The following is a 24,211-nucleotide window of genomic DNA, read 5'->3' on the forward strand; positions in this document are numbered from 1 at the left end:
GAGAGAACCTTCAAGTCGGGGGGAGCGCTTTAACGCGGAGTGACGCTGGCGGAGGAGGGATTGGCGGGAGACTGCGTTTGCGAAAGTACATTGATCGACTGACCCGGACGCAGGCGTTCGTTGCCGCGCGTGACAACTTGGCTGTCAGGCGGAATCGGTCCGAGGATTTCGATTCGGTCGCCGCTAGTGACGCCCAACTGAACCGGGACCAGTTGCACGATGGTGGTGTTGTTAGGACCGGGGGCGGTGATATAGACGGCCGCTTTACCGGCGCCCAGCACCAACGCATCTTTCGGACAGAGCAGCGCTTGCTTGGTTCCGCCGATCGGCAGTTGAACGCGGGCCAACATGCCGGCTTTCAGTAGCGGCACGCCGTTTTCAATCTCATTGGTCAGGCGGACTTTGACCGGAAAAGTACGAGTCCGAAGGTCCGCTTGCGGTACAATTGCGACGACGGTTCCGATGAAGATGCGATCAGGGATCGCAGAAACTTCGACTCGAACTTCGGCGTTTAGCTGGACGAACGGCACATGGTGCTCGGCGACATAGGCAGTGATATCCACTTCGTCCAATTCAACGACATCGACCATGTCGGCGCCCTGCTCTGCCCAGGATCCAACGTCGGTATGCTTGAGACTAATATAGCCGTTGAAGCGGGAGCGAATCGTATACTTTTTCAGCTTGTCTTGCAGCTCACCGACGACTGCTTCTTGGACTTGTACGCGGGCTTGGGCTTGAGCGATCTTTTCGATCCGCGGACCTTTGACCATCAAGTCGTACGCCGCTTGGGATGCATTAAACGTTTCACTTGCCGCTTCGGCGGCCGAGACTGCTTCGTCATACTCTTCTTTCGAGCTAACGCGGCGGGTTTCGTACAGTTCAGCCGTTCGATTACGCCGAGCGACTAGATAACTCATCCGCGCTTTGGCCGACATCATTTCAGCTTTTGATTGGGCGATTTCTTCCTCTTGATTGCCGTTTTTCAGCTCTTGCAATTCAGCTTGGCGAAGCTCTAGTTCGGCTTGAGCGGCGGCGATTTGCAGATTGATCGTTTCGGTCAATATCTGTGCGATGGGTTCACCCGTTTTGACGGCGTCCCCTTCATCAAAGTAAAACTCTGAAACTCGGCCGGCGACGGCGCTGCCGATGGTCGCTTCACGTCTCGGCATCACGGTGGCGACAAACGCCTGACTCGACGAGACCTCCGCTTCTTCCAGCGATTGAATCACGACTGGAGCGGCTGGTTGCGCTAGCGCCGTGGTGACGCTCGCCATCGCCAGCATGGCGCCTAAGAACATGGGACGTTTCATCGTGGCGATTCCTGTTGCTGGGGGGTGAGAGCGGCGTCCAACAAGAGCATAGGGCTGGACGCTGGTGGGGATAGGTTGTTCAAAACTCGCTTGAGCAGCGATTGTAGGAGGGCGATCTCTTCTGGCGACATGCCGGCGGTCGCTTCTCGTCGCGACTCCATCAGGCAATCGACTACCTGACGCCAGACGGGCGCGGCGCCGGGAGAGACCGTGATCAGCTTGCGACGGCGATCGTTGGCGGCCGTTTTCCGCACGATCCAGCCCATCGCTTCCATCCGGCACAAGATGCCGGCAAGCGTTGGCGGTTCGATCATCAACCGTTTGGCCAGATCGGCTTGGGTCATTTCACGATCGTGAATTAACCAGCCTAAGACCTGGAACTGACGAAAAGTAATACCAAACGGCGCCAAACGCTCATCGAGCGTTTGGTTCATCGTATGCGCGGTGAGCCCGATCCAATAACCGATGCTCGCTTGAAAATCGTAATGTAAAGGTTCCATGTTCACCGCAAATAATTAGTTAGCCTAGCTAACATAATTATTCGCTAGCAACGATGGATCGCAAGAGCAATCTGGGAAGAGTTGCCGATTATTAGCGACTTCGCCCACCCCCCCGGCCGGTGTAGAACGACGGGTCGTCGATAATCCAAGGAGTCGACCAGCTTTTGCCGTCATCATGGTTGAAGATATTGAAAAACATCCCCTGGACCGATTCAAGCGTGAAATTATACGGCTTGTGCGAGCCAACCAGATCCTGCGCGGTCAGATCATCCACCCCCTCTGAGATGTAGTAGTGGCAGCGGCCATCCGGCGTAAACGACATCCCGATGGTGTACCAGCCGGTCTCGGTGATCTCGGCGCCACGATAATCGCCTCGTTCCGATCCCCGAATGACCCAGAATGCTCGGGGGCCATCCTTGGTCAGCTGATGCTCAATAAAGATGCCGGGCCAGCTTTGTTCGCGTTCGTTCTTGGTCGAACTGAACAGTCCGCCGCCGGTGGTTTTGCGTCGACTGCCAGTCACCGTCGCGCGAAAGCCAAACGAAGCGGCGGCCGTGTATTGCTCCCATTTTTCAAACGGTTGCAGATAGACGCGGACGAGGCAGCTGGGATATTGGCTGACCGAATAAGAGCCTGGGATGCGGCAGATCAAATCGTCTTGGCCCAATTTGCCATTAGGGCGACCAGGCACGTTCGATTGGAGCGTCATCATCAGCAATGAGCCTTCGCTGTCAGGAAGGCCATCTTGCGGAGTATGGAAGCGTTCGATGTGATCGGGGTGGCCCCGTTTTGAGCTTTCGCCCCACATCTTGTTTTTGGACATTCCGCCCGGCAAGCGAGTTTGATTGTCTTGCTCGTGACTTGCTTTGGGATTGTTAGGGACGTATTCCCATTCTTCATTCTCGAAATCGTCGTACCAAATTCGCGTGCCAGACCCGGGGATCACCGGCGCTTGGGCCGCGACAAATTGGGTAAAGCAAGCAAGGCTCAGAACCAAAGATAAAACCAAAATGCGTGGCATAGCAACTTCTCAAGTGACGCTAGTGATAGCGGATATGGATAAAAAACAAGCTGCACTCTAGCCGACCTATCGGCGTAGGAAGCGTTGAGATTTCAGCAAACCAGTCGGATTGCGGTGGTTTTTTCGCGGCCTACTGGGGACCTATCGCCCACAGAGCTTTGAAAGTGCGGAGATAAATCCGACCGCCCGAGATCGCAGGCGAAGCCGAAATTTCTTCATCCAGTTTGTTCTCGGCCAAAATCTCAAACTTCGGGCCCGGTTTGACGACCGTTACTTGACCGTCACGGCTGGTGAGATAAATCTTGTCGTCGCCAAAAACCGGCGAGGCGCGATGTCGGTCGCGATGGGTTCGTTCTTCATACAGTTGCTCGCCGGTTTCGCGATCGAGACAGATTAGATTCCCATTTTCGCGGCAGAGATAAACATAGTCGCCTACTGCTAGCGGCGAGGGAACATCCGGAGTGGTGTCGAACTTCCAGAGGTAGCTGTCGGCTTTATCGGTGATATTGCCTTGCGAGTCAGGCTTGACCGCCACCAAGATTCCTTGCTTGGCCGAGGGAACCACAATGAGCCCCGGCGCAGCCAACGGCGAAGCGACAAAACGCAGCGTCTCGTCGTAGCCGGCCTTTGGATGCAGACCTCCGACGCGCCACAGTTCTTTACCGCTTTTTAGGTCATAGGCGATCGAATAATCGGCGCCGTGCGTCAGCAGAAATTTCAGTTGTCCGTCATCATAGATCATCGGCGAAGCGTAAGAGTGCTCGCACTCGGCATAGGCGTCGCTTACTCGTTTGACTTGCCAGGCTTCGGCGCCGGTTTCGGCGTTGAGCGCGATAACTTTTGCGCCGCCGCTATGGATCAGTTGCAAGTAAAGCTTGCCGTCATGCAGCACCGGCGTCGACGTCAGGCCAAACTGAATGTCAAACTTGCCGAAGCGTTCTTGGACGTTGATTTTCCAGATTTCATTACCGTCAAAATCAAAGCAAGCCAGATCGCCCGTCGTAAAGAAGCACCACACATGCTTGCCATCAGTCAACGGAGAAGGAGAAGCCGAATTACCTTCGTCTCCGCGGACCACCCGATTGCCGCTGCCGATCGACTTTTTCCAGAGCTGTTTGCCGGCAGTGTCTAGGCAGATCAGCACCAGCTCGTCTCCATCGACCGAAGTCAGGAAGATATGGTCACCCCAAATCACAGGAGTCGAGCCAGCCGCGCCCGGCAAATCAACACGCCATGCGACGTTTTGATCGGTAGACCATTGGGTAGGTAAGTTTTTTTCGTGACTGATGCCGGCGTTGTTTGGACCGCGCCAGTCTGGCCAGTTTTCAGCATGCAACAGGGCGGGCGTCAACAGAATCGTCAGACAGGCGGCGGTGAGCCGAGAGTGGAATAGGTTGAGAGTAGGCATGATTTCGGTCTCGGTAGGCGGAAAAAACGACCAAGGGGGTCTAGTTTCCGGCATTTGGGGCGGCAGGTCAAGCAAAGCAGGGTCTGCTCTGGGGGTGAAGTAAGCTAGAATAGTGGAGAACTTTCCTAGGCGAAAATTGCATGCGATTGTCCAGTATCCCCCAGCTTTACCGCAACATGAACCGCGGCACCGAGATATTCACGGTGCTCAGCCGGTATGGATTGGCTGATTGGATTCATCAATTGAATCTCGATTTCGCCAAGGGAATCCTCAAAGCAAAGGATGGCGAGTTACTTTCCAAGTACTCGCGTGAAGCTCGGATTCGGATGGCGATTTCCGATTTGGGGCCGACCTTCATCAAGCTGGGGCAGATTCTCAGCACGCGTCCCGACATCGTAGGCGTAGAACTTGCCGACGAGCTAAAAAAGCTGCAAGCCGACGTTCCGGCTGATCCTTTTGATGCGGTCAAAAAAACGCTAGAGACCGAACTTTGCCAGCCGATCGAATCGATCTTCGCTCGGTTTGATGTCGAACCGATCGCATCGGCTTCGATTGGTCAGGTCCATCTGGCCGAATTGTTAACCGGCAAGACGGTTGTCGTCAAAGTGCAGCACGCCGACATCGAGCGGAAGGTCAATGAAGATCTGGATATTATGGCCGGTTTCGCATCGCTGGCCGAACGCTTGCCAGAGTTTGCTCCCTATCGACCAAGCACCACGGTGGCCGAGTTTCAGCGCGCTTTACGGCGCGAGTTGGACTATGGCCGCGAAGAACGGAACATGCTGCAGTTTGCAGTACAGTTTAGCGACGACGAAACCGTACTGATTCCAGCCGTCTACTCAGAGTATTGCACCTCTCGAGTGCTGACCATGGAGTACGTCGAAGGGGTCAAGCTGTCAAAGCGTGAAGCGCTGCAGGAGATGGGAATTGATTTTTCCGAGGTAGCTCGTCGCGGCGCCGAACTTTATGTGCGGATGATCTTCGACCATGGCTTTTATCACGCCGATCCCCATCCCGGCAACATTCTGGTTCTGCCGGGCGATGTCATCGGTTTGCTTGATTTTGGCATGGTCGGCAGGATCGATGATCGTCTACGTGAAGAGATGGAAGACTTGCTGGTCGGGCTGACCAGCGGCGACGCCGATATGCTGAGCAGCGTCATCATGCGTTGGGGAACTTTGCCGAAAGAGTTGGACGATAACAGCTTGCGTCGCGAAATCGCCGACTTTATCGGTGACTACGCGCATCGTCCGCTCGAGAAAATGAACTTTGGCGAAGTGATCAATGACATGTTTAAGATCATCCGCAGTTACCAGATCGCGCTGCCGCCGCAGGTCGCCATGCTGTTGAAAACGATGGTGATGCTAGACGGCACTGGGAGACTGCTGGATCCTGAGTTTAATCTGGTCGAACTGTTACAAAAGCATCGCCGTCGGATCATGATGAAGCGGTTTTCACCCCAGCGGCGCTGGCGGAAGTGGACCAGGTTTTATCGTGAGATGGAACGCTTGGCCGAGGTGGCGCCGCGCCGCATGTCAGAGATGCTAGAGCAAGTTCGGACCGGGCGATTCGATGTGCATCTAGATCACCGGATGCTAGGGCCAACCGTCAATCGGTTGGTGACCGGGATTGTGGCAAGTTCGCTCTTTTTGGGCTCGGCGCTGATGCTTAGCATGAAAGTCCCGCCGCTCTTCTTTCATCAGCGGACCCAGATTGTTCGCCCCCTAGATGAAACGAAAGAGGGGGCAACGTCTCCATCAGCGCAAATCTTGGAGGATACATCCTACATGGGCATGCGAGATATCTCGATGATGGGCATCTCCGGCCTCATTATCAGCTTTGGTATCTCGTTAAGGCTGCTATTGGCAATCAACAAATCGGGACATTTGGATCGACCCGAGTAGTGATTTCTTGGGCTACTCGCAAATTAAGCAGCGCGTCGGCGGCCTTCTTCGACCGGGCTTGCGACCGGGATCGGCACAACGGCAGGTTCTGCGGCTGGGCGTGCGGTGAGCGAGGCGAGCAATTCTTCGAGACGGCGATTTAGCACGTCTAATTCTTCAAGTACATAGTCTTGGCGAGCGTTAATCTCTTCGACGATATTGTTGCCGAGCGGTAACTTTAGCAAAGGGATGGCTCCTCGTCGGTGGTTGGCTCAAAGCTGTCTACCGAAGATCGGCCAGTGCGGTTGTTGGAATGCACGCGCGGAAGCGCCATGAAACAAGATCAAGCCGTGGTTGTGAGAAACTTTGACGCCTGCGCAAACCATGTCTAGCGGCTGGAGTCGATTTTGCTAGCGAGTCGGCGCCATCTGCCTGCGCTAGACGTTACGTGATAGCGAGAAGATGGGTAACAATAACGCCATCGCGATACCTCCCACCACGGCCCCCATGACGGTGATCATTAACGGCTCGATCAGACTGGTGGCGGTCTTGATCGACAAGTCGACCTCTTGGTCATAGTGACGACTAATCTTGGTCAGCACTTCTTCGAGACGCCCTGTTTCTTCACCGGCCGAGATCATCTGGACGACGGTTGGCGGAATCAGCTTGCTTTTGGCGAGCACTTCATGAATTTGGTGCCCTGAGGTTACCGAGTCGATCACGTTCCGCCAGAGCTTGTCGTAATAGTAGTTTTGACTGATGTCGGCTGTCAGTTCGAGCGACATCAGCACCGGCACGTCACTACGAACCAGCGTTCCCAACGTGCTAAGACTACGGGCAATCGTGATTTTCCGTAGCAGTGGGCCGATGATCGGCAGGCTAATCTTGATGCCGTCAATGGTTTTGCGCCCTTGCTCGGTTCGGCGGAAGAAGTAAAAGCCAACGCCGGCGGCAATGATCGCCGTCAGCCAAGCCCACCAATAGTCGAGCAAGATGTCGGAAGCAGCCATCATAATAATGGTTGGCGTCGGCAGCTTTGCTCCTTTGCGTTCAAACAACGGAGTGAACTTGGGAAGCACATAGGTCAGCAGAAAAACGGTGACCGACGTGGCTAGCACCACCATCACGGCCGGGTAGGCCAAAGCCGCGCGAACTTTATTACGAATCTCTAGCTCGCCGCGCATGTAAGCGGCGATTCGTTCGAGCATTTCACCTAGCATGCCGGTCTGTTCGCTGGCTTTGACCAGCGAGATATAGGTCTTGTTAAAATGCTTGGGATAACGTCCCAGCGCCGCCGAAAAATCTTCGCCAGACTCGACGCTGCGGCGAATGTCGACCAGCAGCGTCTTGAGCGCTTCGTTTTTCTCTTGGGACGAGACCGATTCAATTGCCGTCGCCAGATTAATGCCGGTATCCACCATCACCGCGAGTTGGTTGGTGAAGTAGATGATGTCCGACTTGCTGATTCGAGACGGAAAAAGCGAGCCAGCTTCCGCTTCTTGCTCCAGTGACAAGATGTGCATCCCATCACGCTGCAGCATCATCTGAGCTTCTTCAGGCGAGCCGGCGTCGACGGCGCCTTCGTGGACTTGTCCGAGCGAATCGCGAGCTTGGTAGGCGTAACTTAACATGGCGTCAACTTGGGGACGGCGGCGTGCTGGGGACTGCGGGGGAAAATAGGCGTCAGGTGGTCACAGAAGTCATGGAAACATCGCCGGTAGCATGCAGCACTTCTTCAATCGTGGTGATTCCTTCACGAACTTTCCGGAACCCATCGTGCTGCATCGTGATCAAATTTTTGCTGCGAATCGCAATTCGCCTCAATTCGCCGATCGGAACGCCGGCGACGATCGCATCGCGAAGTTCGTCGTCGATTGTCAAGATTTCGTGCACGCCGAGCCGACCGCTATAGCCAGAGTTACGGCAGTAGCGACAGCCGATGCCTTTGCGGAACACAGGGATTTCATACCCCATTCGCTCCAGCGTTTTCCGCAAGTTGCGTGGCGGCTCATAAGCTTCGCTGCACTTGGGGCAGATGCTGCGGACAAGCCGCTGAGCCAAAACCATGTTGAGGGCCGCGCCAATCAGATAAGGCTCGACGCCCATGTTGACCAATCGCGTAACGGCCGAGACCGCATCGTTGGTATGGAGCGTGCTAAAAACCAAGTGCCCCGTAAGAGCCGCTTGAATTGCGGTGCGCCCTGTTTCCTCATCACGAACTTCACCGACCATGATGACGTCCGGATCTTGACGCAGCAAAGTCCGCAGCGCTTTGGAGAAGGTCAAACCGACGCGCTCTTGCACCTGGAATTGATTGATCAGGGGGATGTGATACTCGATCGGGTCCTCAACCGTGCAAATATTGTTTTCCATGGTTGCGATCTCGTTCAGCGCCGCGTAAAGCGTCGTCGACTTGCCGCTACCGGTTGGACCGGTGACCAGGACGATGCCGTTGGGCGCATGGATATTGGCCATGAACCGATCGAGAATATCCTCGGCGAAGCCAAGGTGCTTGAGCACCAGCGTCACTTTTTTGGTATCCAACACGCGAATCACAGTTTTTTCGCCCCGATTGCCGGGGAACGTGCTGACGCGCAAGTCGATCTTGCGTGAGTCGAGCATCACGTGGACGCGACCATCCTGCGGCAGGCGGCGTTCGCTAATATCGAGACCGGCCATGATCTTGATACGACTGTTGACCGCATTCAGCAGATGTTGCGGCACTTCGAGCGATTTGTGCAGCTTCCCATCAATACGATAGCGAATACGCATGCAACGCTCCGCCGGTTCGATATGAATATCGCTAGCGCCCTCTTTGACGGCGTTGTAGATGATGTAGTTGACCAGGCGGATCACCGGCGATTGGCCGGCGATTTCTTCGACATCCCCAATATCTTCAATTGCATCTTCGATCAGCGTCACTTCGGACTGATCGGTATCCTCGATGATGTCGTCGATAACGAACACCTTCGAGTCAGGCAAGTTTTGGATCATGCGGCGAACGTCGCGCGGAGACGAAGCGACGATCTGCACTTGCTTGTTAGTGAGCGTTTGGATTTCGTCGATCAAAAAGAGATTGGAAATCTCGGTGACCGCAATCGTCAGAACGTCATCGATCAAAAAGAGCGGGAGCACAAGATTCTTTTCGATGTACTCACGCTGCAGAATGCCGATCACCTTGGGATCGTACAACCGCGCTTCAAGCTTGGCGTATGGAATTCCGTACTCAACCGCCAGACACTCGATGATCTGATCTTCAGAACAATAGCCAAGTTCGACGAGAATCTCGCCGAGCAATTTGCTCTTGCCTTTGTTCTTTTGGTAGTCGAGCGCACCTTCCAACTGCTCGATCGTAACGAAACCTCGCTTGGTGAGGACGTTACCCAATCGTAACGGGGCGCTCGTGATAGGCGAGTTCATATCAAGGATATTCCAGGGACGATTAGACGAAGCTTTTGACGGCTTCAATCATGTTTTCAAATACTTCCAATCGCTTGTCTAACCGCGTGATCTCGAGAATCTTACGATTGACATGATTGGCTGTGGTAATTTTCAATTCGCCCCCCGCTTCACGCAAACGTCGCTGAGCTGTCAGCAGGCAAGTCAAGCCGGCGCTATCAAGCGTTTCGGTCCCGTCGAGATCGACAATCACTCGATTGCGTTCACGCGACAGCAGGAACGCTTCGACCGCATCGGCCTGATCCTCGCCCAGTTCTTCGGGCGTATGGACCACGACGACTTCTCCAAAAATTTCGGTCGGCAAGCTCATGGGAATCTGTGGGGTTGAATGGTTTAACGCAGGAAACTGATCGGCGGCTGTTCAAATGAACCGGTCGTCAGGACTGCTTCGACGCAATTGACTAGGCCGCGCGGACTGAACGGCTTGGCCAGGATCACAGCGATGTCGAGCGATTCGAGATTGTCGTCAGACGTCATCTCGAATCCCTTGGCGGTCAGCATGATGATTGGCAGTTGACGCATTGATTCGGTTTCACGTACGCGACGGCAAAGCCCGAGACCGTCGAGTCGCGGCATGTGGAAATCTGTAATCAATAGGTCTGGCATCTGCTCTTGGATCGCTTCCCAAGCTTGTTCGCCATCTTCGACGCATTCGATCTCGTATCCGCTGCGCTTCAGTTTGAATTCGGCGGCGCGAAGAATGTGCATTTCGTCATCGACCAGCAAGATGCGTTTGCCGGCTGTTGTCGGCAGGGTTGGCTCACTCATGTTGTTTATCATCTGAGGGTACGCATCGAGGTAGTTTTGGGGCGCGTTCATCTTGGATTGCCTTCAAGTCGAAGCATGTGTTAGTTCACGGTTTCGGCTACTTGGACCGTGGGGAGACGAATTCGGAATTTCGAGCCGACGCCAGGTTCGCTGGTGACATTCAATTCACCGCCGTGGACGTCTTCGACAATATGCTTGGCCAGTGGTAAACCGAGTCCGGTGCCTGAGGCCATCTTTTGATCTTTTTTCACGCGATAGAATTTCTCAAAAACCCGATCGCAATCTTCCGGGCTCAAGCCGACCCCAGTGTCTTCTACTTCAAACACCACTTCACGATCTTGCAGCCGACTACGAAGCGTCACTTTGCCATTGTCAGGAGTGTATTTGAGCGCGTTTGACAACAAGTTGATCGCCGCTTGCATGATCATGTCGCGATCGACCAGAACGCCCAGGTACATGGGGCTAAGATCAGAAATGAGCGTGATGTTTTTTTGGTCGGCGGTTGGCTGAACGATGCGGAACGCTTCTTCGAGCAGTTCGTTGAGCGAGCGAGGCTTTTTGTTGACGTTGACGACCCCGGCTTCGATGCGAGCCAAGTTCAGCAGATTGTCGATCAGACGCTGCAAACGATCGGCCTGACTGTTAATGACTTGCAGAAACTCGTCACGCGTCTGTTCGTCTTCCGCTTCGCCATCGGCGAGCAGTTCGACGTAGGCCTTGATGCCGGCCAAGGGAGTTTTCATCTCGTGGCTGACGGCTGAGACGAACTCGGCATTGCGGCGTTGAATCGCTTTGTAACCACTAATGTCCCGCAGAACCGCGACGGCGCCATAGTTTGGCTCGTCGGCGCCCATCTCGCTATCGAGATGCTGAGCGATCGTACTGACGGTGATGCGATACCAATGCTTGTCGCCGGAAGGGTCAAGCATCTCGACTTCGCTAACGCGTTGCGTGGGAGTCGTGCGGAGCCGCGTCTCTTGCAGTAACTGCACGATCCCTTCCGATGCGATCGCTTCCGCCGCGGTTGTTTTTTCGCTCAAATCGTGAATGCCGAATAATTCGCGTGCTACTTCATTCACGAAAATGATTTCGTCGTATTGATTGGTCATCATGACCGGCTCAGAAAGATTGTCGATGATTTCTCGCATCTGTTCGTGCCGCAAACCGGTCAGATGTGCTTTGACTTCGCTGCGGACGCGCGATTGTTGTAGCTCCCGAGCATCATTGGCCAGCGTTTTCATCCGTAGGTAGCACTGTTCCAGCGGCATCCGCCATTTCCGCAGATCGCGGGCCTGGGGACACGCGGCTTGGAAATCATCTTGTTCGAGTTGTTCTAGATCAGCGCCAGCGAGCAGTTGAAATTGACGGATCGCACGATCCTCGGCGGATTGAACGCTTCTGTAGAGCACGAAGCAACTGATTGCAGCCAATCCGGCAGCTCCGCAGGCGATCAGACTGCCGACCCCCAGGTCTCCAGTCATCAGACAGGTTACGGTCGCTACCGTGAACAACAGCGCGCAGGCGATCGCGGCTAATAGTTCGGTAGTTATCTGCGACTTCTTGCTCATTGTGTTGGCTCTGCTTTATATGCGAGTTGGCGCCTGGAGCGCAATTCCAGCGGTAGGCAGCAGCGCATTGCGATCTGCCAGTCGTGGATTGACGTCTACGCAAAATTAGGTCGGAGAACGCATTTGTCCAACAATCGGCGCAATCGAACCTTGTGAGAAGGAGCCCTTTTCAAGGCTTCTGGCGCCGAAGATGCCGGTTATGCGTTTGGCGCCAAGAGGACTAGATGCCGCAGAGAAGCCAGTTAGGCGACTTGAGTCCGATTTTGTTCGCCGGCGCGGCTTACTTTTAGGCTGTCGCCAAGCTGTGCTAGTTCGGCGCCGGCATCGTATCGGAATGAGATCTCGATCACGTCGCCAGCAGAAACTTGCAACGGCTGTTCGATGGGCATCACCAAAAATTGGTTGTGCCAAGGGATGACGCGCTGGTCTTCAATCAGTACCGTCAACGCGTTCTTGGTGATGAAGCGGACGGCATTTAACTGACCGTCATGGGTGATTGCAATCTTTCCTTTCCACGCGATCTTGCCGTGCAGCGGTTTGTCGTACCACACCATATGATGCACGATCGCATCTGCCAGCACGCTGGTGTCAGCATGGTCCTCTGCTGGCGTTTGAAACAACGGACCAGTCGCCAGGAAGCCTTCAAACTCAAAATCTTGCTCCACCGGCTGGCAAGCCAGCATGGTCCCCTCTGGAATAAAGCGGGGGAGCTTCGGTCCATGCGCTTGTTGATAGTTGCTTTGAAACGCAGAGATGACTTCGATCTGCTTTTCTCGCAACAGACCGACGTGCAGCATCTCGCACATCACGATGTCAACCGGAACTGGTGGGGTGAACTTGGCTGCATCTGCGTGGACGATATGAACCTGGTCCGCTACATGGTTGGCGCGCACGATTCTATGGGCGGCATCGACCAGTTCGGGATTCCGCTCGCAGTACCAGACCTCGGCGCCTGCTCGAGCTGCAAAGAACGAGAGCACGCCTGTGCCACCGCCCAGGTCAACGACTTTGTCACCGGGGCGAACCGTCGCTTCGATCGCTTCACGAAAGCTTTGCATCCGATAGCGGTCGCGCAGCATTTCAAAGTGGTAGTGCAGTGGAATGTATTGTCCGAGAACTTCAGCGGCTTTGGGCATTCGATTTCTTCGGCTTGCTGGCTAAGGATTCTGCGTCCGCGGAGCGAGAAAGTAACAGGCGCCAGCATTCGACGCAAGCGAGAATCGTCGTTGATTTGGTGAGTGAAACGGGAGATTCAGGCGGCATCGATTAGAGAAAGCCTGATTTCCGGGAAATCGGCTCGTATTTTTCCTGCCATGTGGAATAAAATAACAAGGGATAGGATGCGAGCGGATCCCCTGTTGGCTCGTAGAGGCTGATCACGCGAAATGAGGTTCTCGTCATGCCGCTAAAAAGCTTGCTGTTGTTGATCGGCGCCGGTTGGATCGTACTGGGTTCGATCGCGCTGGGCCCCGGTTTGATCGTTTATCCGTTGGCCTGGGCTTTGGTGGCGACCAGTCTTTGGGGGCTGCACTGCTGGTTGGGCGAACGTCTCTCTGGCGTATCTGCCAGCGCCGGCTTGCCGACTTCTAGCGCTGCTGGCGAGTCGTCGAAGTCTGCGGCTGGGTGACGGCTGCGACCGAATAACCATGCAGTTTTAACATCGCATGCTATCAACACGCGCTGGATGTGCCGATCGCTCCGATAAAAATTTCGCGACGCGTCGCGATCTGGCAGAACGTGGAAATCCAATCGAAGGCAATCTCAATCCGACGCATTGCCACGCCGATACTTCGGGATAGTTTCGCCCCGATTGGTTTCTTACTGTTCAGGATTGCTCATGCTGAAGGAATTGGACGTCGAGAATATGACTGCCGAAGAGATCGAGATTTTGCTCTCGTGCGGCAGCGACATTTTGTCCCCCTCGCAAGTGCTCGAAGTGCAGATCTTCGTGCAGCGCATCGGTGGACTTGCAAACGCCTACGAAGCAGTACGCGTTCTAAAAAATTTAGAAGCGGCCGGTTAGCTGCACTCCAGCAGCCGGCTGCTGGCAGTCGACTGCCTTATTCGGCAGAGCCGCTAGAAGTTTCGCACCGCATCAGCTCGACCCAATCGAGATAATCTTCGATCTCGTCGTACGGCATCCCCAGCTCGAGCGATGACTGGATCGCTGCGATTCGTTCTAAATAAGAGTGCGATGACTCCAGCAGCAGTTTAGCTTTTTCATAGGCCATGGGCGTTAGCTCCCCCCAAGGTTCAACCTGTTCGGTGCAACCATAGCACTGAATAGGGATTCAAGAAATACGAACTTTTAAAATCAACGCGCTAGCAGTTTGTTAAGCTGTGCGCTGGACTAACATCGGACGCTCTTGGATTACGTATGGCGCTAGCAGCGTTATCGCACTGCCGGATGTAACGAATATAACGATCGCGCCAATTATAGGAGGTCGCTTCTCTAGGGGAATGGTTCGCCGGCTTGGGATTGATGAACTAAGCTTCAGCGCCCCCATTCGATCCCCTTTGTGGAGAGTTGCTCGTGTCCGCTAGCCCCATGCTTGATTTAAAAAGCAGCTTGCTTGCATCGTTGTTGTCGGACGAAAATTTTCGTCCAGAAGAGCCCCGATCGATGGAGGAGACGCGACTGTCGCCGCAGTTGATCGAATCCCTCATCTGCAAGCTGTTGCTCAATATCGGATCGGCAAGCGGACGCCAGATCGCCGAGAAAATCTGCTTGCCGTATGGCATCCTCGAACCGCTCTTCACAGCACTTCGTACGCGCCAGATTTTACAACATACAGGCTCAGCAGCGCTGAATGACTATACCTATGCGTTGACTGATCAAGGACGTACCCGCGCCCAGTCTTATATGGCGAGTTGCACCTATTTTGGGGCGGCTCCGGTCATTCTGGAAGACTACATTACTTCGGTAGAAGCCCAGTCCATTCGGAACGAATCACCGCAGCGCGAGCAGCTCGAAGCAGCGTTCGCCGGGCTGTCTGTCGACGATGATCTGTTCGACAACTTGGGACCGGCTGTGAATTCTGGCGCCGGACTCTTTTTGTACGGAGCGCCAGGCAACGGCAAAACGACGCTCGCAAAGAGAATCACCGCTTGCTACGGCCAGCATATCTGGATCCCGCGAACGATCATCGAAGATGGTCAATACGTCAAACTGTTCGATACCGTTTATCACGAGGTTATCGAAGAGGCTGCTAGCACTATTTTGAAGTCCGAGAGTTACGATCATCGTTGGGTGAAGATTCGGCGTCCGACCGTAATTGTCGGTGGAGAGTTAACGCTGGACAGTTTGGAAATACGACACGACGTGATCAACAACATCGGCGAAGCGTCGCTGCAAATGAAAAGTAACTGCGGCTGCTTGCTGATTGACGACTTTGGACGCCAGCGGATGGAGCCGACGCAGTTGCTGAATCGCTGGATCGTACCGCTCGAAAACCGAGTCGACTATCAGTCGCTAGCAAACGGCAAAAAGATTCAGGTACCGTTTGAGCAATTGATCATTTTCTCGACCAACTTGGAGCCAAAAGATCTCACCGACGACGCCTTCTTGCGGCGTATTCCCTACAAAATCGAAGTCCGAGACGCCCAAATTGATGAGTTCCGAACCCTCTTCCGCATCTTCGCCAAACAGCTGAACTTTGAATACAACGCCGACGCCGTCGAACATCTAATCGAGCGCCACTATCAACCGATCAATCGCCCGATGCGACGCTGCCAGCCGCGCGATCTGCTAAGCCAGATCCGCAACTATTGTCTGTACAAAGGGGTGCCGATGGAGATGAAGCCGGAATATTTTGACCGAGTGGTGAATAGCTATTTCACCGTGGTCGCAGGAGACTAGAAGAAAAGCGGAAAGCGGATCTTCTCCGCTTTCCGCTTTCACGTTTCCGCTTTCCCCCTAATCCTCCATGCCTGCTTCCACCAATTGCGGCCGGCTGACCACATAGAACTCGGTGGTGGGAATATCCTCGCGAGATTCGGCGTAGCTGTAAGAGTCGAGTGGTTCGCTGAGCAGCGCTAGGTCGTCGCGGGAGACGAAGCCGAGTGGTTTTTTGTCGCGCACGATAGCGACACATGGCGCGGGATGTTCAGAGAAGAAGGTGACCAGTTCACTGAAGCTCGCGTCGGATTCCATTTGCGGAAAGTTGGTGTCGACCAGTTCAGCCGCCGTCAGTTCTCGGGAGCGAGCGGCCCGATTTTGCACCACATCGCGGGTGATTGCGCCAGCAAAATGTCGCTGGGCGTCGATGACGGGAGCGATATCCAGATCATGTTTGGCGAACGCGGCGATGACTTCGTCGGCCGGCGTGTGTGTCGAGAGTTGAACAAACGAAGGGCGTAAAACGTCGGCAGTTGTCGTTCCATCAAACAAGCGGCCATGAGAGCTGCCGCTCGAAGTATCTTCGGCCTGCAGTTGGCGAATCGAAGCGACAAAATTGCCGCCAGAATTTTTCGCAAATTCGAGTCGTTCCTGGACATTTTCCCACAGTTCTTCGGCAATTGGGCCCGAATCGGCCGATGCGGCGACTCCCACGCTAACCGTCAGTTTGAGTGTGCTTTCAGCATGCAGGAATTCGGTAACGGCGATTTTTTGACGCAGATCGTTTGCCCATTCGTAGGCTTCTTCGGCTGTCGAATTAGGAAGCAGGACCGCCAATTGATCAACCGAAGGTTGGCACATTCGATAGGTTGGCAGCAGCTCATTGCGGATGGTTGAGGTTACCTGCTCAACGATTCGATCGAACCCGGGATCCGGTCCAAATCGGAGTGCATAATCAATGTCGAACAGAACCAGGCTGACTTCGTTTCCGGTTGTCCCAGCATCGCGCAGGTCTTCACGCAAGAGCCGCAGCAGTACGCCGGCGTTTCCCAGGCCCGAAGCCGAACGTCGACCGACGCGACGATGCAGGCGACTTTCGACTTCTAGCGAACGGGCCGCCGCGCGAATCCGGACGAGCAATTCTGTAAACCGCAACGGTCGGGGGATGACGTCATCGGCCCCCCCGGCGATCGCTTCGAAAATCTGTTCTGGCGAATCGCTGTTGGTGATCACGATCGCGTACACGTATGCCTGGGTGGTGTGTCGATCACGATGCGAACTTTGCAGTACGGCTGCGGTCCGTGGCGCTGCCGAATCGACGACCACAATATCGGGCTCACGGCTGGCCAAGGCCCATTCGGCCTGATCCGCATCGGCGGCGACATAGGCTTCCAACCGGCAAGCGTTTAAGAATTCGGCCGTGCGACGGAGGAAAGAACGGTCTGGCGATACGAGCAATACGCGTAGCGGTCGGCGTTGCATAAACGTCTCTTGGCTGAGTAGCGATTGGTAAGAAGAGTGTTGACATTTGGCAACATCCGGACTTAGGCCGTTGCTGAAGCCATCCAAAACATACGTCAAAAAGCTGGGGCAAGCGTTGCGAATAACTTGAAACAATCCAGTTCGATTTTGGAAATTCCGACTGGACGGAGAATTCAATGCTATGTTTTCGATGCACAGCGCTACGGCCAATGTGCGTTTACCCTTATCGACCGTCCCTTTTCTCGGCAAAATCTCGTTGTCGGAAGGGGTGAAATAGATGTGACTTTTCGCCTGCGAGAAGGTTCCTTATGCATACAGAAGTCCTGTTTGATCCCCAGGTAGGAGCACCGTTTTTCGAGATATTTTCGGCGGAACGCGGCGAGACTCGAAAACTGGCGATCGAAAAGTTTCCCTTTTCGATTGGGAGAAATGATTCGTGCGACTATCCGGTTGAATCAGGACGCGTTTCTCGTGAGCATGCGCTGCTGCTGAAAGAAGGAAATCAATATCTGCTGCGCGATCTGAACAGCACCAATGGGACTTTCGTCAACGGCGAAAAGATTACCGAGAAAATCATTGCTGACGGCGATACGTTGATGGTTGCTGATATCGAATTCGATTTTCACAGCGGCGATCAAACGCAGCAGCGGCAAACCGTAACTTTGCAGATGGATGGCGGGGCCAACGCCAGCGCCATCACAAATGACGCCACATTTTTTGATTCGCTGCAAGCATTCAGACGCTGGCAAGAGATCGCGGCGGTAGGCGGCGTACGCGTTGATTTTGATGGGATTTATGATCTGTCGACCGGCGATCCGTTTGGATTTCTTGTCCGTCGGATGATCGAAAGCAACGTAGGCCCTGACGATCCGATCAGCCGCAAAATTTTAGATACAGAATGTCGATTGACCGAGCGTTTGCAGCGTTTGCATCGGCTGCGAGCTTATTCGGCGGCGGAGATGCTGCCAGAAAACGTCTGCTTGTTTTTGCGTCCCGAATCGTACGAGATTGGTTCGACCAGCTTTCTCGATTCGGTCGCTTATGCGCGTGATCAATCGCCCGAAGCGCGGCGCACCGTGATCGTGATCCCGGATGACGCCGTTTGCGAATTGCCGTTCTTCCGCGACTTTATGAACGAACTGCAATCCATCGGCTGCGAAACGGCGTTCGCTGGCTTTCATCCGTCCAATACCCGCTTTGAAGATTACGTCGATCTGGCGCCTGACTATATCGAGTTTCGTGAAACTGTCGCTCGCGAGATTGACGACGATGCGGCGCTGCAAGCAGCGGTGCGAGAGGTGATCGGCGTTTGTCAGAATAAACATATCGTGACGATCGCGACTGGAGTGCATGCCGAAGCAAGCGCGCAGCGGTTTCGCGACTTGGGAGTCAACATGAGTCGAGGAAGGTACCGACGTCGCGACGCTGGGCAAGCGTAGCAAGCGACGTCTTGCAGATAACAAGCGGAATCATCAGCGGAGAGCATTCTCGGCCGGGCCGTCGAGAAGCGGACGCAAAACTCAAAAGCGTATAGAGGCGAACTTTCCGTGACAACTGAAGTCCCTGCACATGTACGTGAGGTAGCAGGCTACCGCGTGCGCCAAAGAATCGGCGCCGGCGGCTACGGCGAAGTATGGATCGCCGAAGCCCCAGGTGGACTGCAGAAGGCGGTAAAATTTGTCTATGGTTTCCATGACGAAGCCCGCGCCGCACGCGAGTTAAAAGCGCTTCACCGGATTCGGAGCGTTCGGCATCCCTTCCTCCTCTCGCTGGAGCGGGTAGAAGTGATCGACGGTCAACTGGTCATCGTGACCGAGCTGGCCGACAAGAGTTTGAAAGATCGATTTGAAGAATGCCGCAGCGCAGGTCTGCCCGGCATCCCGCGAGCCGAACTGCTGCGATATCTGTGCGATTCGGCCGAGGGACTCGACTATATGAGCGAGTCCCACTCTCTCCAGCATCTGGATGTTAAGCCTGAGAATTTGCTGATTGTCGGCGATCACTCGAAAGTGGCCGACTTCGGTTTGGTCAAGCATCTACAGGACGTCACCGCTTCAATGATGGCGGGGCTGACGCCGGTTTATGCGGCGCCTGAGGTGTTTCATGATCAGCCATCGATGCAAAGTGATCAATACAGCCTGGCGATCGTCTTTCAGGAGATGTTGACCGGCGCACTCCCCTTCCCCGGCAAGACTCCGGCGCAGCTGACGGCGCAGCATCTCAGCAGCAAGCCGCGACTCAATTCATTGCCAGAAGCAGATCGCGCGATCATCGATCGTGCGCTGGCCAAAGATCCTTTGCAGCGGTTCCGCAATTGTCGAGAGATGCTGCAGCAGCTAGTCGCCGCTTCCGATCCAAGTTCGGTTTTGCCATCATCAGGAGCAAACTCGCAGCAGGAAAACTCCAACACTGATACCAAAACCATCTGCGCTGCCGACACGCGCACCAGTGATCCCCTTGAAGCGAATTCAGCCTGTGAGAAATCACGCACTTTAGAAATCGGTGCTCCTAATCCTTCGCCGGTATCGCATCAACTATGGGACGACCTGCCGGAACGTCAGGTAGAAAATAATGGTCCTCGCGCGTGGAACACTGCCGAATGCAAGCATCGTCCTACGCTGGTGATCGGCGTGGGAGGAGTTGGCGTTCGCCTGACTTACGCGATCGAGCAAAAATATCGCGATAGCGGTAAAGATCAGGGACAAGCCTGGTATCAGGCGATCGTTGTCGATACCGATGCACGGACGATGAACGCGATGGAGATCCCCGCGCCGCTACCCGAGGCGACTGACATCACGCGCCTGCTCGTTCCGCTCAGACGTCCGCAATCGTATCGCAGCGAATCGGCGCGCATCATGCAATCGGTGAGTCGGCGGTGGTTGTACAACATTCCCAACTCTTTGGCGACCGAAGGGCTGCGCCCCTTGGGGCGAATCGCCTATTTAGATCATATCGACACAATCCTACAAACGATTCGCGATGCGCTGGAAAATGTCGCTGCGCAATCTCAGCGAACTCCTAATGCTGTTGGTGGTGAGCCGCGCGTGATCGTGATGGCGTCCATTAACGGTGGCGCAGGTAGTGGAATTGTGCTGGATTTGGCGTTCGCGATCTCTAGTTTGCTGCAACAGCGGGGGCAGGATTTGAGCGACTTGGAAGTGATGCTGATTCATGCTGGACCACGGAAGGCGGACGAGCAAGATTTGGCTCGCGCCAACAGCTTGGCTTGCTTGACCGAACTGCATCAGATCTTGCAATCGCAGAAATATCCTGGAGATCCTTCTGCGAGGATTCCGGCGATCGATTTTCGCGGTGAGCGTCGGCCATTGTTTCAATTGTTGCACTGGGGAGACGAGCTAAACGACGGCGACTACGATCGCCAGATCGACGAACTGTCGGACTACTTGCTGATGCGAGCTCGTAGTCGCAGCGGCGGCTATCTAGATAACTTGCACAGCGGAGCCGCCGATGATAACGGCGAAGCGCCCACGATCAGCACATTCTCGACTTACACGGTCCCGCTCAGCTCGCGTTCGGCGACCGAGCGTTATAGCTGTGAAGTCGCCAGCGCTGTCGTCCAGCGATGGCTGGGAATGGAAGAGAGTAATCCCGGAGATCGTCGCCGCATGGCGACGTTGCACAAGCAGGATGAAGATGGCGAAGAACGCCAAACACGTTTTGAGCGCATCTTACAGAACCACGTTGATCTACTGGTCGCTCAAGAAAATCTGGCGCTCGATCCACTGTTGCAATCGGTATTTGTGATGGTCCACAACGAATTGGGCGCCGATCCTGACGAATACTTTCGCACGCTCTTAGCGCAAGAATTTAAACAACTAGACGAACCATGCGCTGATCCGGTCCAACGATCGCTGAAAGTATTTGAGTTTCTCGATGCTGTCATCGGTCAAAACGCGACCGAAATGGAATCGTCCGAGAAACGGGGAGTCTCACTCCGCAGCGAAATTGCTCCGAAATTGCGAAGTTTGGGAGAATCAACCGCACAAAAAGTGATCGTGTGGTTATTGTCGCATCTCGATCAGGAAGAATTTCGCCTGCAACGGACACGCGAATTACAGCAAGTTACGGACGGCTATTTCCGCCAATTGGAAGACAAAGCGCGAGCCATGGCTCAGCGCTTGCAAGGCGAGGTCCATCGTCACCGACAAAAGCTGTTGGAGACAAACTTTGACGGCAAAGACGCGCGTTCTCGCGAGCGGGTAAAAAGCGTCGCCAATGATTTTGACGCGTGGATTAAGTACGCCCATCTGCGCACGCATGGAGTCGCGCTGTTGGGCGTTTGCCAGTTTGCCCAAGTAGTGCGCGCCAAAATTCTCGATTCCAACTTGGCGTTGAAGAACGTCGAGGGAGAGTTGCGCCGACTGGCGAACTTTTTTGATCTGGAAGTTGGTAATCTTACCGATACGTCAATTCGAGATGTGGAGCCCCGCTTCCACGAGTTTCTGTTCGTCGCCGATCACGAAGCGCGCACTCGGATAACCGAAGAGCATTGCGGATTGCAGAACCTCTTGGTTTGCACACGTGACGGCATGATGAAAGCGGCGAAGATACTGGAGAGCATTTGCCGCACCGTCATTATCCGAGCACAGACGGATCTGACGCAATCGACCAGTTCGACTTCGCTCACGGGCGCTCCGCCAGGCGATGAAATCTCCAAAGCGCTAGCCGACTGTCGGCCGCGACTAGCAACCCTCGGGGGCTCTTGCTATGTCAGCGTTTTCTTTCCCTGCTCCAACATCGCCGAGTCGGAAGTGGGCGTGCTGCCAACCTCCGCAGGCGCCGCAGGGCTTGTGCCGTGCGACGTGCCGGAAGTCGTCTATTGTCAGCATATAGAAGGGACGCCGCTCCGTGAAGCGGCTCGCATGCTGGTAGACAACCGCCCCGAGTATCGCGACATCGCGTCGCGTTTGCATGGACGAATCGACGTGAACTGGCGAGAACTGTAGTCGCAACTAGTATCGCCGCGTCGTTTGATTGCGCCGCTCTTGTTGCATCCGGCGATATTCTTCGACCGAAACAACCGGCGCCAACTGAGGACTTGCAACCGGGGAGATAAACGGCGCCGAGGCTCGCAGACGATTCGGCACGACCAGCGGCTCAATCGCATCCGCTGCTGGAGTTGGACGAGTAGCAATCTGCGGAGTGGGGCGCGGCGGCGTTGCCGGCTGACGGGTTGAACTGGCCGAAGTTTGCGGAGCGACGGCAACCCGCGGAACAGCGCGTACTGGATTGGCTGGCGTCGCCGCTAACTGCTGGCGCGACGGCAGATCGGTTATCGGTTCTGACGCGGGTTCAACTGGCTGGCTGCCAGGTTGCTCTAAAACCGCAGAGGCGACCGGCAGCGCCGAGGGAACCAGTTGCGATAGCGATTCGTTGCGGATTGGATCACTAGCCGGTTCTGGATTACTCATCGCCGACAGTCCCGACGCTGGATTTTCTAGCGGTACGGAGGTGCGTTCTGGGGTATAAAGCTCGACCGGAACCGGCGCCGCCTGAGCGGCGACAACGGTTTGATTTTCGCGGGCAATGGCCGGCAGAGTTGCAACTTCTGCTTGGGGGACGGCATCCGTTGGAGTTGCGGCGACAACCGTCGGTCGCGTTTGCATTTCGCTGGGGGCCGCCGGAACAGGCTTCATCGCGGGTGCTTGGGCAATCGCGGGAGCTACCGATCGAGTGCTGACGGCTGTCGGAGCGTTTTCCTCTGAGTCGTACATCGAGCGGAACTGATTGATGCGGCGACTTTGCTTCATTTGATCAATGATCGAGTCACCGGCATGCACATGCGATTGAAATGCGACCAGCGTGTTCGGATTCGCTGGCTCCGCGACGGTTTCGGTGACCGGCTTTGTCTCTTGCGTCGGATAGACGGTTTGCGGCTTTTCTGTTCGAGATCCGATCGGCTGAGCCGCGAGATCGATCATACGCGTGCGCGACGTCGCCGATTCTTCGCGAAGTGGGTTGCTGCTGCTTTGCTGAGCGGCGGTCACAATCTGCGGAGAAGCCATCGCTGGAGTCTTGATGCTTGGCTGGGCAATTACGGCCGGATTCGCAACCGCCGGAGTGGAACGAGCACGATTTGGCGCCGCTGGTGTCGTATCAATCGGCGATGCGTCAAGGTTTACGATTTGGGATTGTGTCGGCGTCGGCGTCGCTGACGCTGGAGGAGCAACGGGATCACTCGCAGTCGTCGGCGCACTACTTCGCTGGGCGGCGATCGCTTGCGGATCCTGCGGACCTGCTTCGTTGGCCAGACCATCTTTGGTAGCTTCATCCAAGGCACTGCGCAGCGCCGCGGTTAGTGATCCCGACTGGGATGATTGCGACTGAGTCGCGAACGTCTGCTTGGCTGGATTCGGAATCGCCCCACGCTTTTGCGAGATCAGTTTTTCTTGGGGGTTTTCGGCGACTGCATAGGGATTGACCGTCTCGGTCGGTTGCGGCTTTTGCGCGATGGCCGATTGGGGTGCTGTAGTCGTCGGATTGGTTGCGGTGGGGGCCGGGGTCATTTCGGCCAGATTGCTGATTTGTGGAACAGTTGCTGGATTGGCGGTAGGGGACGGGAATGCGATGACCCCTGCTCCGACATCGCCGGTATTGTTGTATTCGATTCTTGGTTCTGGGGTCGTCGCAACATTTTCTGATTGCGGCTTTGCCGGATTCGGAATAGTTGAGAGGGGTTCGGCATTGGGATCAGGCTTTGGTTTTCCGCGACCGAAGAGCCCGCCAAAGAACCGGGCAATCGGCGGCAGCGGCTTTTCACTGGTCGCAACGGTCGGCTTGGGCTCGACGGCCGGAGTCTTGGGCCCTTCTTCTGCGAGCGCTTCGACAGTCACCATCTCTTCCAGGGATTTGTCTTTGGGGCGGAAGAAGGGGAAGGCGCAGCCCGACGTTAACGCCAAAGCGAGGAGGGTCAAGCAAGGTAGCAGCGAGGTCGCGCGTGGCATTGAGTCGAC

The 24,211-nt window shown here is 55.1% G+C and carries 20 protein-coding genes; 6 read left to right on the forward strand and 14 right to left on the reverse strand.

From position 1 onward, the window contains the following. Window positions 1–29: 29 nt before the first annotated feature. The 4 genes from SH421x_RS11375 to SH421x_RS11390 form a co-directional block, all read right to left on the reverse strand. Window positions 30–1,310 carry an efflux RND transporter periplasmic adaptor subunit gene (locus SH421x_RS11375; RefSeq protein WP_488855708.1) on the reverse strand — a complete coding sequence of 427 codons (1,281 nt, stop codon included), beginning with the start codon at window positions 1,308–1,310 and terminating at the stop codon, window positions 30–32. Beyond that, window positions 1,307–1,810, reverse strand: coding sequence for a MarR family winged helix-turn-helix transcriptional regulator (locus tag SH421x_RS11380; RefSeq protein WP_488855709.1), 504 nt, complete (start codon window positions 1,808–1,810; stop codon window positions 1,307–1,309). The genes SH421x_RS11375 and SH421x_RS11380 overlap by 4 nt, the downstream gene beginning before the upstream one ends. Before the next feature lie 91 nt (window positions 1,811–1,901). Continuing rightward, window positions 1,902–2,831 (reverse strand): hypothetical protein, encoded by a 930-nt coding sequence (locus SH421x_RS11385; protein WP_488855711.1) that lies wholly within the window; start codon window positions 2,829–2,831, stop codon window positions 1,902–1,904. 130 nt (window positions 2,832–2,961) lie between these two features. Continuing rightward, window positions 2,962–4,239, reverse strand: a complete 1,278-nt coding sequence (locus tag SH421x_RS11390; protein WP_488855712.1) for an outer membrane protein assembly factor BamB family protein — start codon at window positions 4,237–4,239, stop codon at window positions 2,962–2,964. Between the two features lie 140 nt (window positions 4,240–4,379). Between SH421x_RS11390 and SH421x_RS11395 the strand changes: the two genes are divergently transcribed. Beyond that, the gene (locus tag SH421x_RS11395; RefSeq protein WP_488855713.1) at window positions 4,380–6,143 is read left to right on the forward strand and encodes an ABC1 kinase family protein; all 1,764 of its coding nucleotides are present in this window, start codon (window positions 4,380–4,382) and stop codon (window positions 6,141–6,143) included. A 23-nt stretch (window positions 6,144–6,166) separates the two neighbouring features. Here SH421x_RS11395 and SH421x_RS11400 read toward each other — a convergent pair whose 3' ends face one another. The 7 genes from SH421x_RS11400 to SH421x_RS11430 form a co-directional block, all read right to left on the reverse strand. Further along, window positions 6,167–6,367, reverse strand: coding sequence for a hypothetical protein (locus tag SH421x_RS11400; protein WP_488855714.1), 201 nt, complete (start codon window positions 6,365–6,367; stop codon window positions 6,167–6,169). Between the two features lie 192 nt (window positions 6,368–6,559). Continuing rightward, a complete protein-coding gene (locus SH421x_RS11405) occupies window positions 6,560–7,753 on the reverse strand; it encodes a type II secretion system F family protein (protein ID WP_488855716.1) in 1,194 nt (397 codons plus the stop codon). Between the two features lie 52 nt (window positions 7,754–7,805). Then, on the reverse strand, window positions 7,806–9,542 hold the full coding sequence (locus SH421x_RS11410) for a GspE/PulE family protein (RefSeq protein WP_488855717.1): 1,737 nt from the start codon (window positions 9,540–9,542) through the stop codon (window positions 7,806–7,808). Between the two features lie 22 nt (window positions 9,543–9,564). After that, a complete protein-coding gene (locus SH421x_RS11415) occupies window positions 9,565–9,891 on the reverse strand; it encodes an STAS domain-containing protein (protein WP_488855719.1) in 327 nt (108 codons plus the stop codon). 23 nt (window positions 9,892–9,914) lie between these two features. Then, complete coding sequence (locus SH421x_RS11420) at window positions 9,915–10,349, reverse strand: response regulator (RefSeq protein ID WP_488855721.1); 435 nt, start codon at window positions 10,347–10,349, stop codon at window positions 9,915–9,917. 80 nt (window positions 10,350–10,429) lie between these two features. After that, a complete protein-coding gene (locus SH421x_RS11425; protein WP_488855722.1) occupies window positions 10,430–11,917 on the reverse strand; it encodes a sensor histidine kinase in 1,488 nt (495 codons plus the stop codon). Window positions 11,918–12,159: 242 nt separating this feature from the next. Beyond that, window positions 12,160–13,053: a methyltransferase domain-containing protein gene (locus tag SH421x_RS11430; RefSeq protein WP_488855724.1), complete on the reverse strand. Its 894-nt coding sequence runs from the start codon at window positions 13,051–13,053 to the stop codon at window positions 12,160–12,162. 263 nt (window positions 13,054–13,316) lie between these two features. Between SH421x_RS11430 and SH421x_RS11435 the strand changes: the two genes are divergently transcribed. Both SH421x_RS11435 and SH421x_RS11440 read left to right on the forward strand, forming a co-directional pair. After that, window positions 13,317–13,544 (forward strand): hypothetical protein, encoded by a 228-nt coding sequence (locus SH421x_RS11435; protein WP_488855725.1) that lies wholly within the window; start codon window positions 13,317–13,319, stop codon window positions 13,542–13,544. 210 nt (window positions 13,545–13,754) lie between these two features. Next, window positions 13,755–13,940, forward strand: a complete 186-nt coding sequence (locus tag SH421x_RS11440) for a hypothetical protein (RefSeq protein WP_488855726.1) — start codon at window positions 13,755–13,757, stop codon at window positions 13,938–13,940. A gap of 37 nt (window positions 13,941–13,977) precedes the next feature. Here the strand turns inward: SH421x_RS11440 and SH421x_RS11445 are convergent, their stop codons facing one another. Then, window positions 13,978–14,148, reverse strand: a complete 171-nt coding sequence (locus SH421x_RS11445) for a hypothetical protein (protein WP_488855727.1) — start codon at window positions 14,146–14,148, stop codon at window positions 13,978–13,980. A gap of 302 nt (window positions 14,149–14,450) precedes the next feature. Between SH421x_RS11445 and SH421x_RS11450 the strand changes: the two genes are divergently transcribed. After that, the gene (locus SH421x_RS11450) at window positions 14,451–15,776 is read left to right on the forward strand and encodes a DUF8689 domain-containing protein (RefSeq protein ID WP_488855728.1); all 1,326 of its coding nucleotides are present in this window, start codon (window positions 14,451–14,453) and stop codon (window positions 15,774–15,776) included. Between the two features lie 57 nt (window positions 15,777–15,833). On the opposite strand, the gene SH421x_RS11455 is transcribed toward SH421x_RS11450, so the two are convergent. Next, window positions 15,834–17,237 carry a diguanylate cyclase gene (locus SH421x_RS11455; protein WP_488855729.1) on the reverse strand — a complete coding sequence of 468 codons (1,404 nt, stop codon included), beginning with the start codon at window positions 17,235–17,237 and terminating at the stop codon, window positions 15,834–15,836. A gap of 308 nt (window positions 17,238–17,545) precedes the next feature. Here SH421x_RS11455 and SH421x_RS11460 point away from each other — a divergent pair, with 308 nt between their 5' ends. Both SH421x_RS11460 and SH421x_RS11465 read left to right on the forward strand, forming a co-directional pair. Next, a complete protein-coding gene (locus SH421x_RS11460) occupies window positions 17,546–18,676 on the forward strand; it encodes an FHA domain-containing protein (RefSeq protein WP_488855730.1) in 1,131 nt (376 codons plus the stop codon). 108 nt (window positions 18,677–18,784) lie between these two features. Then, window positions 18,785–22,204, forward strand: coding sequence for a protein kinase domain-containing protein (locus tag SH421x_RS11465; protein WP_488855731.1), 3,420 nt, complete (start codon window positions 18,785–18,787; stop codon window positions 22,202–22,204). A 6-nt stretch (window positions 22,205–22,210) separates the two neighbouring features. Here the strand turns inward: SH421x_RS11465 and SH421x_RS11470 are convergent, their stop codons facing one another. Further along, entirely contained in the window at window positions 22,211–24,202 is a 1,992-nt protein-coding gene (locus tag SH421x_RS11470) for a hypothetical protein (protein WP_488855732.1), read from the reverse strand. Window positions 24,203–24,211: the final 9 nt, after the last annotated feature.

It is taken from the genome of Blastopirellula sp. SH421 (assembly GCF_057808535.1).

Coding starts and splice junctions, on each gene's coding strand:
- SH421x_RS11420 (WP_488855721.1), bottom strand. CDS start 10,349: ATGAGTGAGCCAACCCTGCCGACAACAGCCGGCAAACGCATCTTGCTG.
- SH421x_RS11410 (WP_488855717.1), bottom strand. CDS start 9,542: ATGAACTCGCCTATCACGAGCGCCCCGTTACGATTGGGTAACGTCCTC.
- SH421x_RS11435 (WP_488855725.1), top strand. CDS start 13,317: ATGCCGCTAAAAAGCTTGCTGTTGTTGATCGGCGCCGGTTGGATCGTA.
- SH421x_RS11430 (WP_488855724.1), bottom strand. CDS start 13,053: ATGCCCAAAGCCGCTGAAGTTCTCGGACAATACATTCCACTGCACTAC.
- SH421x_RS11440 (WP_488855726.1), top strand. CDS start 13,755: ATGCTGAAGGAATTGGACGTCGAGAATATGACTGCCGAAGAGATCGAG.
- SH421x_RS11460 (WP_488855730.1), top strand. CDS start 17,546: ATGCATACAGAAGTCCTGTTTGATCCCCAGGTAGGAGCACCGTTTTTC.
- SH421x_RS11415 (WP_488855719.1), bottom strand. CDS start 9,891: ATGAGCTTGCCGACCGAAATTTTTGGAGAAGTCGTCGTGGTCCATACG.
- SH421x_RS11395 (WP_488855713.1), top strand. CDS start 4,380: ATGCGATTGTCCAGTATCCCCCAGCTTTACCGCAACATGAACCGCGGC.
- SH421x_RS11375 (WP_488855708.1), bottom strand. CDS start 1,310: ATGAAACGTCCCATGTTCTTAGGCGCCATGCTGGCGATGGCGAGCGTC.
- SH421x_RS11445 (WP_488855727.1), bottom strand. CDS start 14,148: ATGGCCTATGAAAAAGCTAAACTGCTGCTGGAGTCATCGCACTCTTAT.
- SH421x_RS11470 (WP_488855732.1), bottom strand. CDS start 24,202: ATGCCACGCGCGACCTCGCTGCTACCTTGCTTGACCCTCCTCGCTTTG.
- SH421x_RS11425 (WP_488855722.1), bottom strand. CDS start 11,917: ATGAGCAAGAAGTCGCAGATAACTACCGAACTATTAGCCGCGATCGCC.
- SH421x_RS11455 (WP_488855729.1), bottom strand. CDS start 17,237: ATGCAACGCCGACCGCTACGCGTATTGCTCGTATCGCCAGACCGTTCT.
- SH421x_RS11390 (WP_488855712.1), bottom strand. CDS start 4,239: ATGCCTACTCTCAACCTATTCCACTCTCGGCTCACCGCCGCCTGTCTG.
- SH421x_RS11405 (WP_488855716.1), bottom strand. CDS start 7,753: ATGTTAAGTTACGCCTACCAAGCTCGCGATTCGCTCGGACAAGTCCAC.
- SH421x_RS11385 (WP_488855711.1), bottom strand. CDS start 2,831: ATGCCACGCATTTTGGTTTTATCTTTGGTTCTGAGCCTTGCTTGCTTT.
- SH421x_RS11380 (WP_488855709.1), bottom strand. CDS start 1,810: ATGGAACCTTTACATTACGATTTTCAAGCGAGCATCGGTTATTGGATC.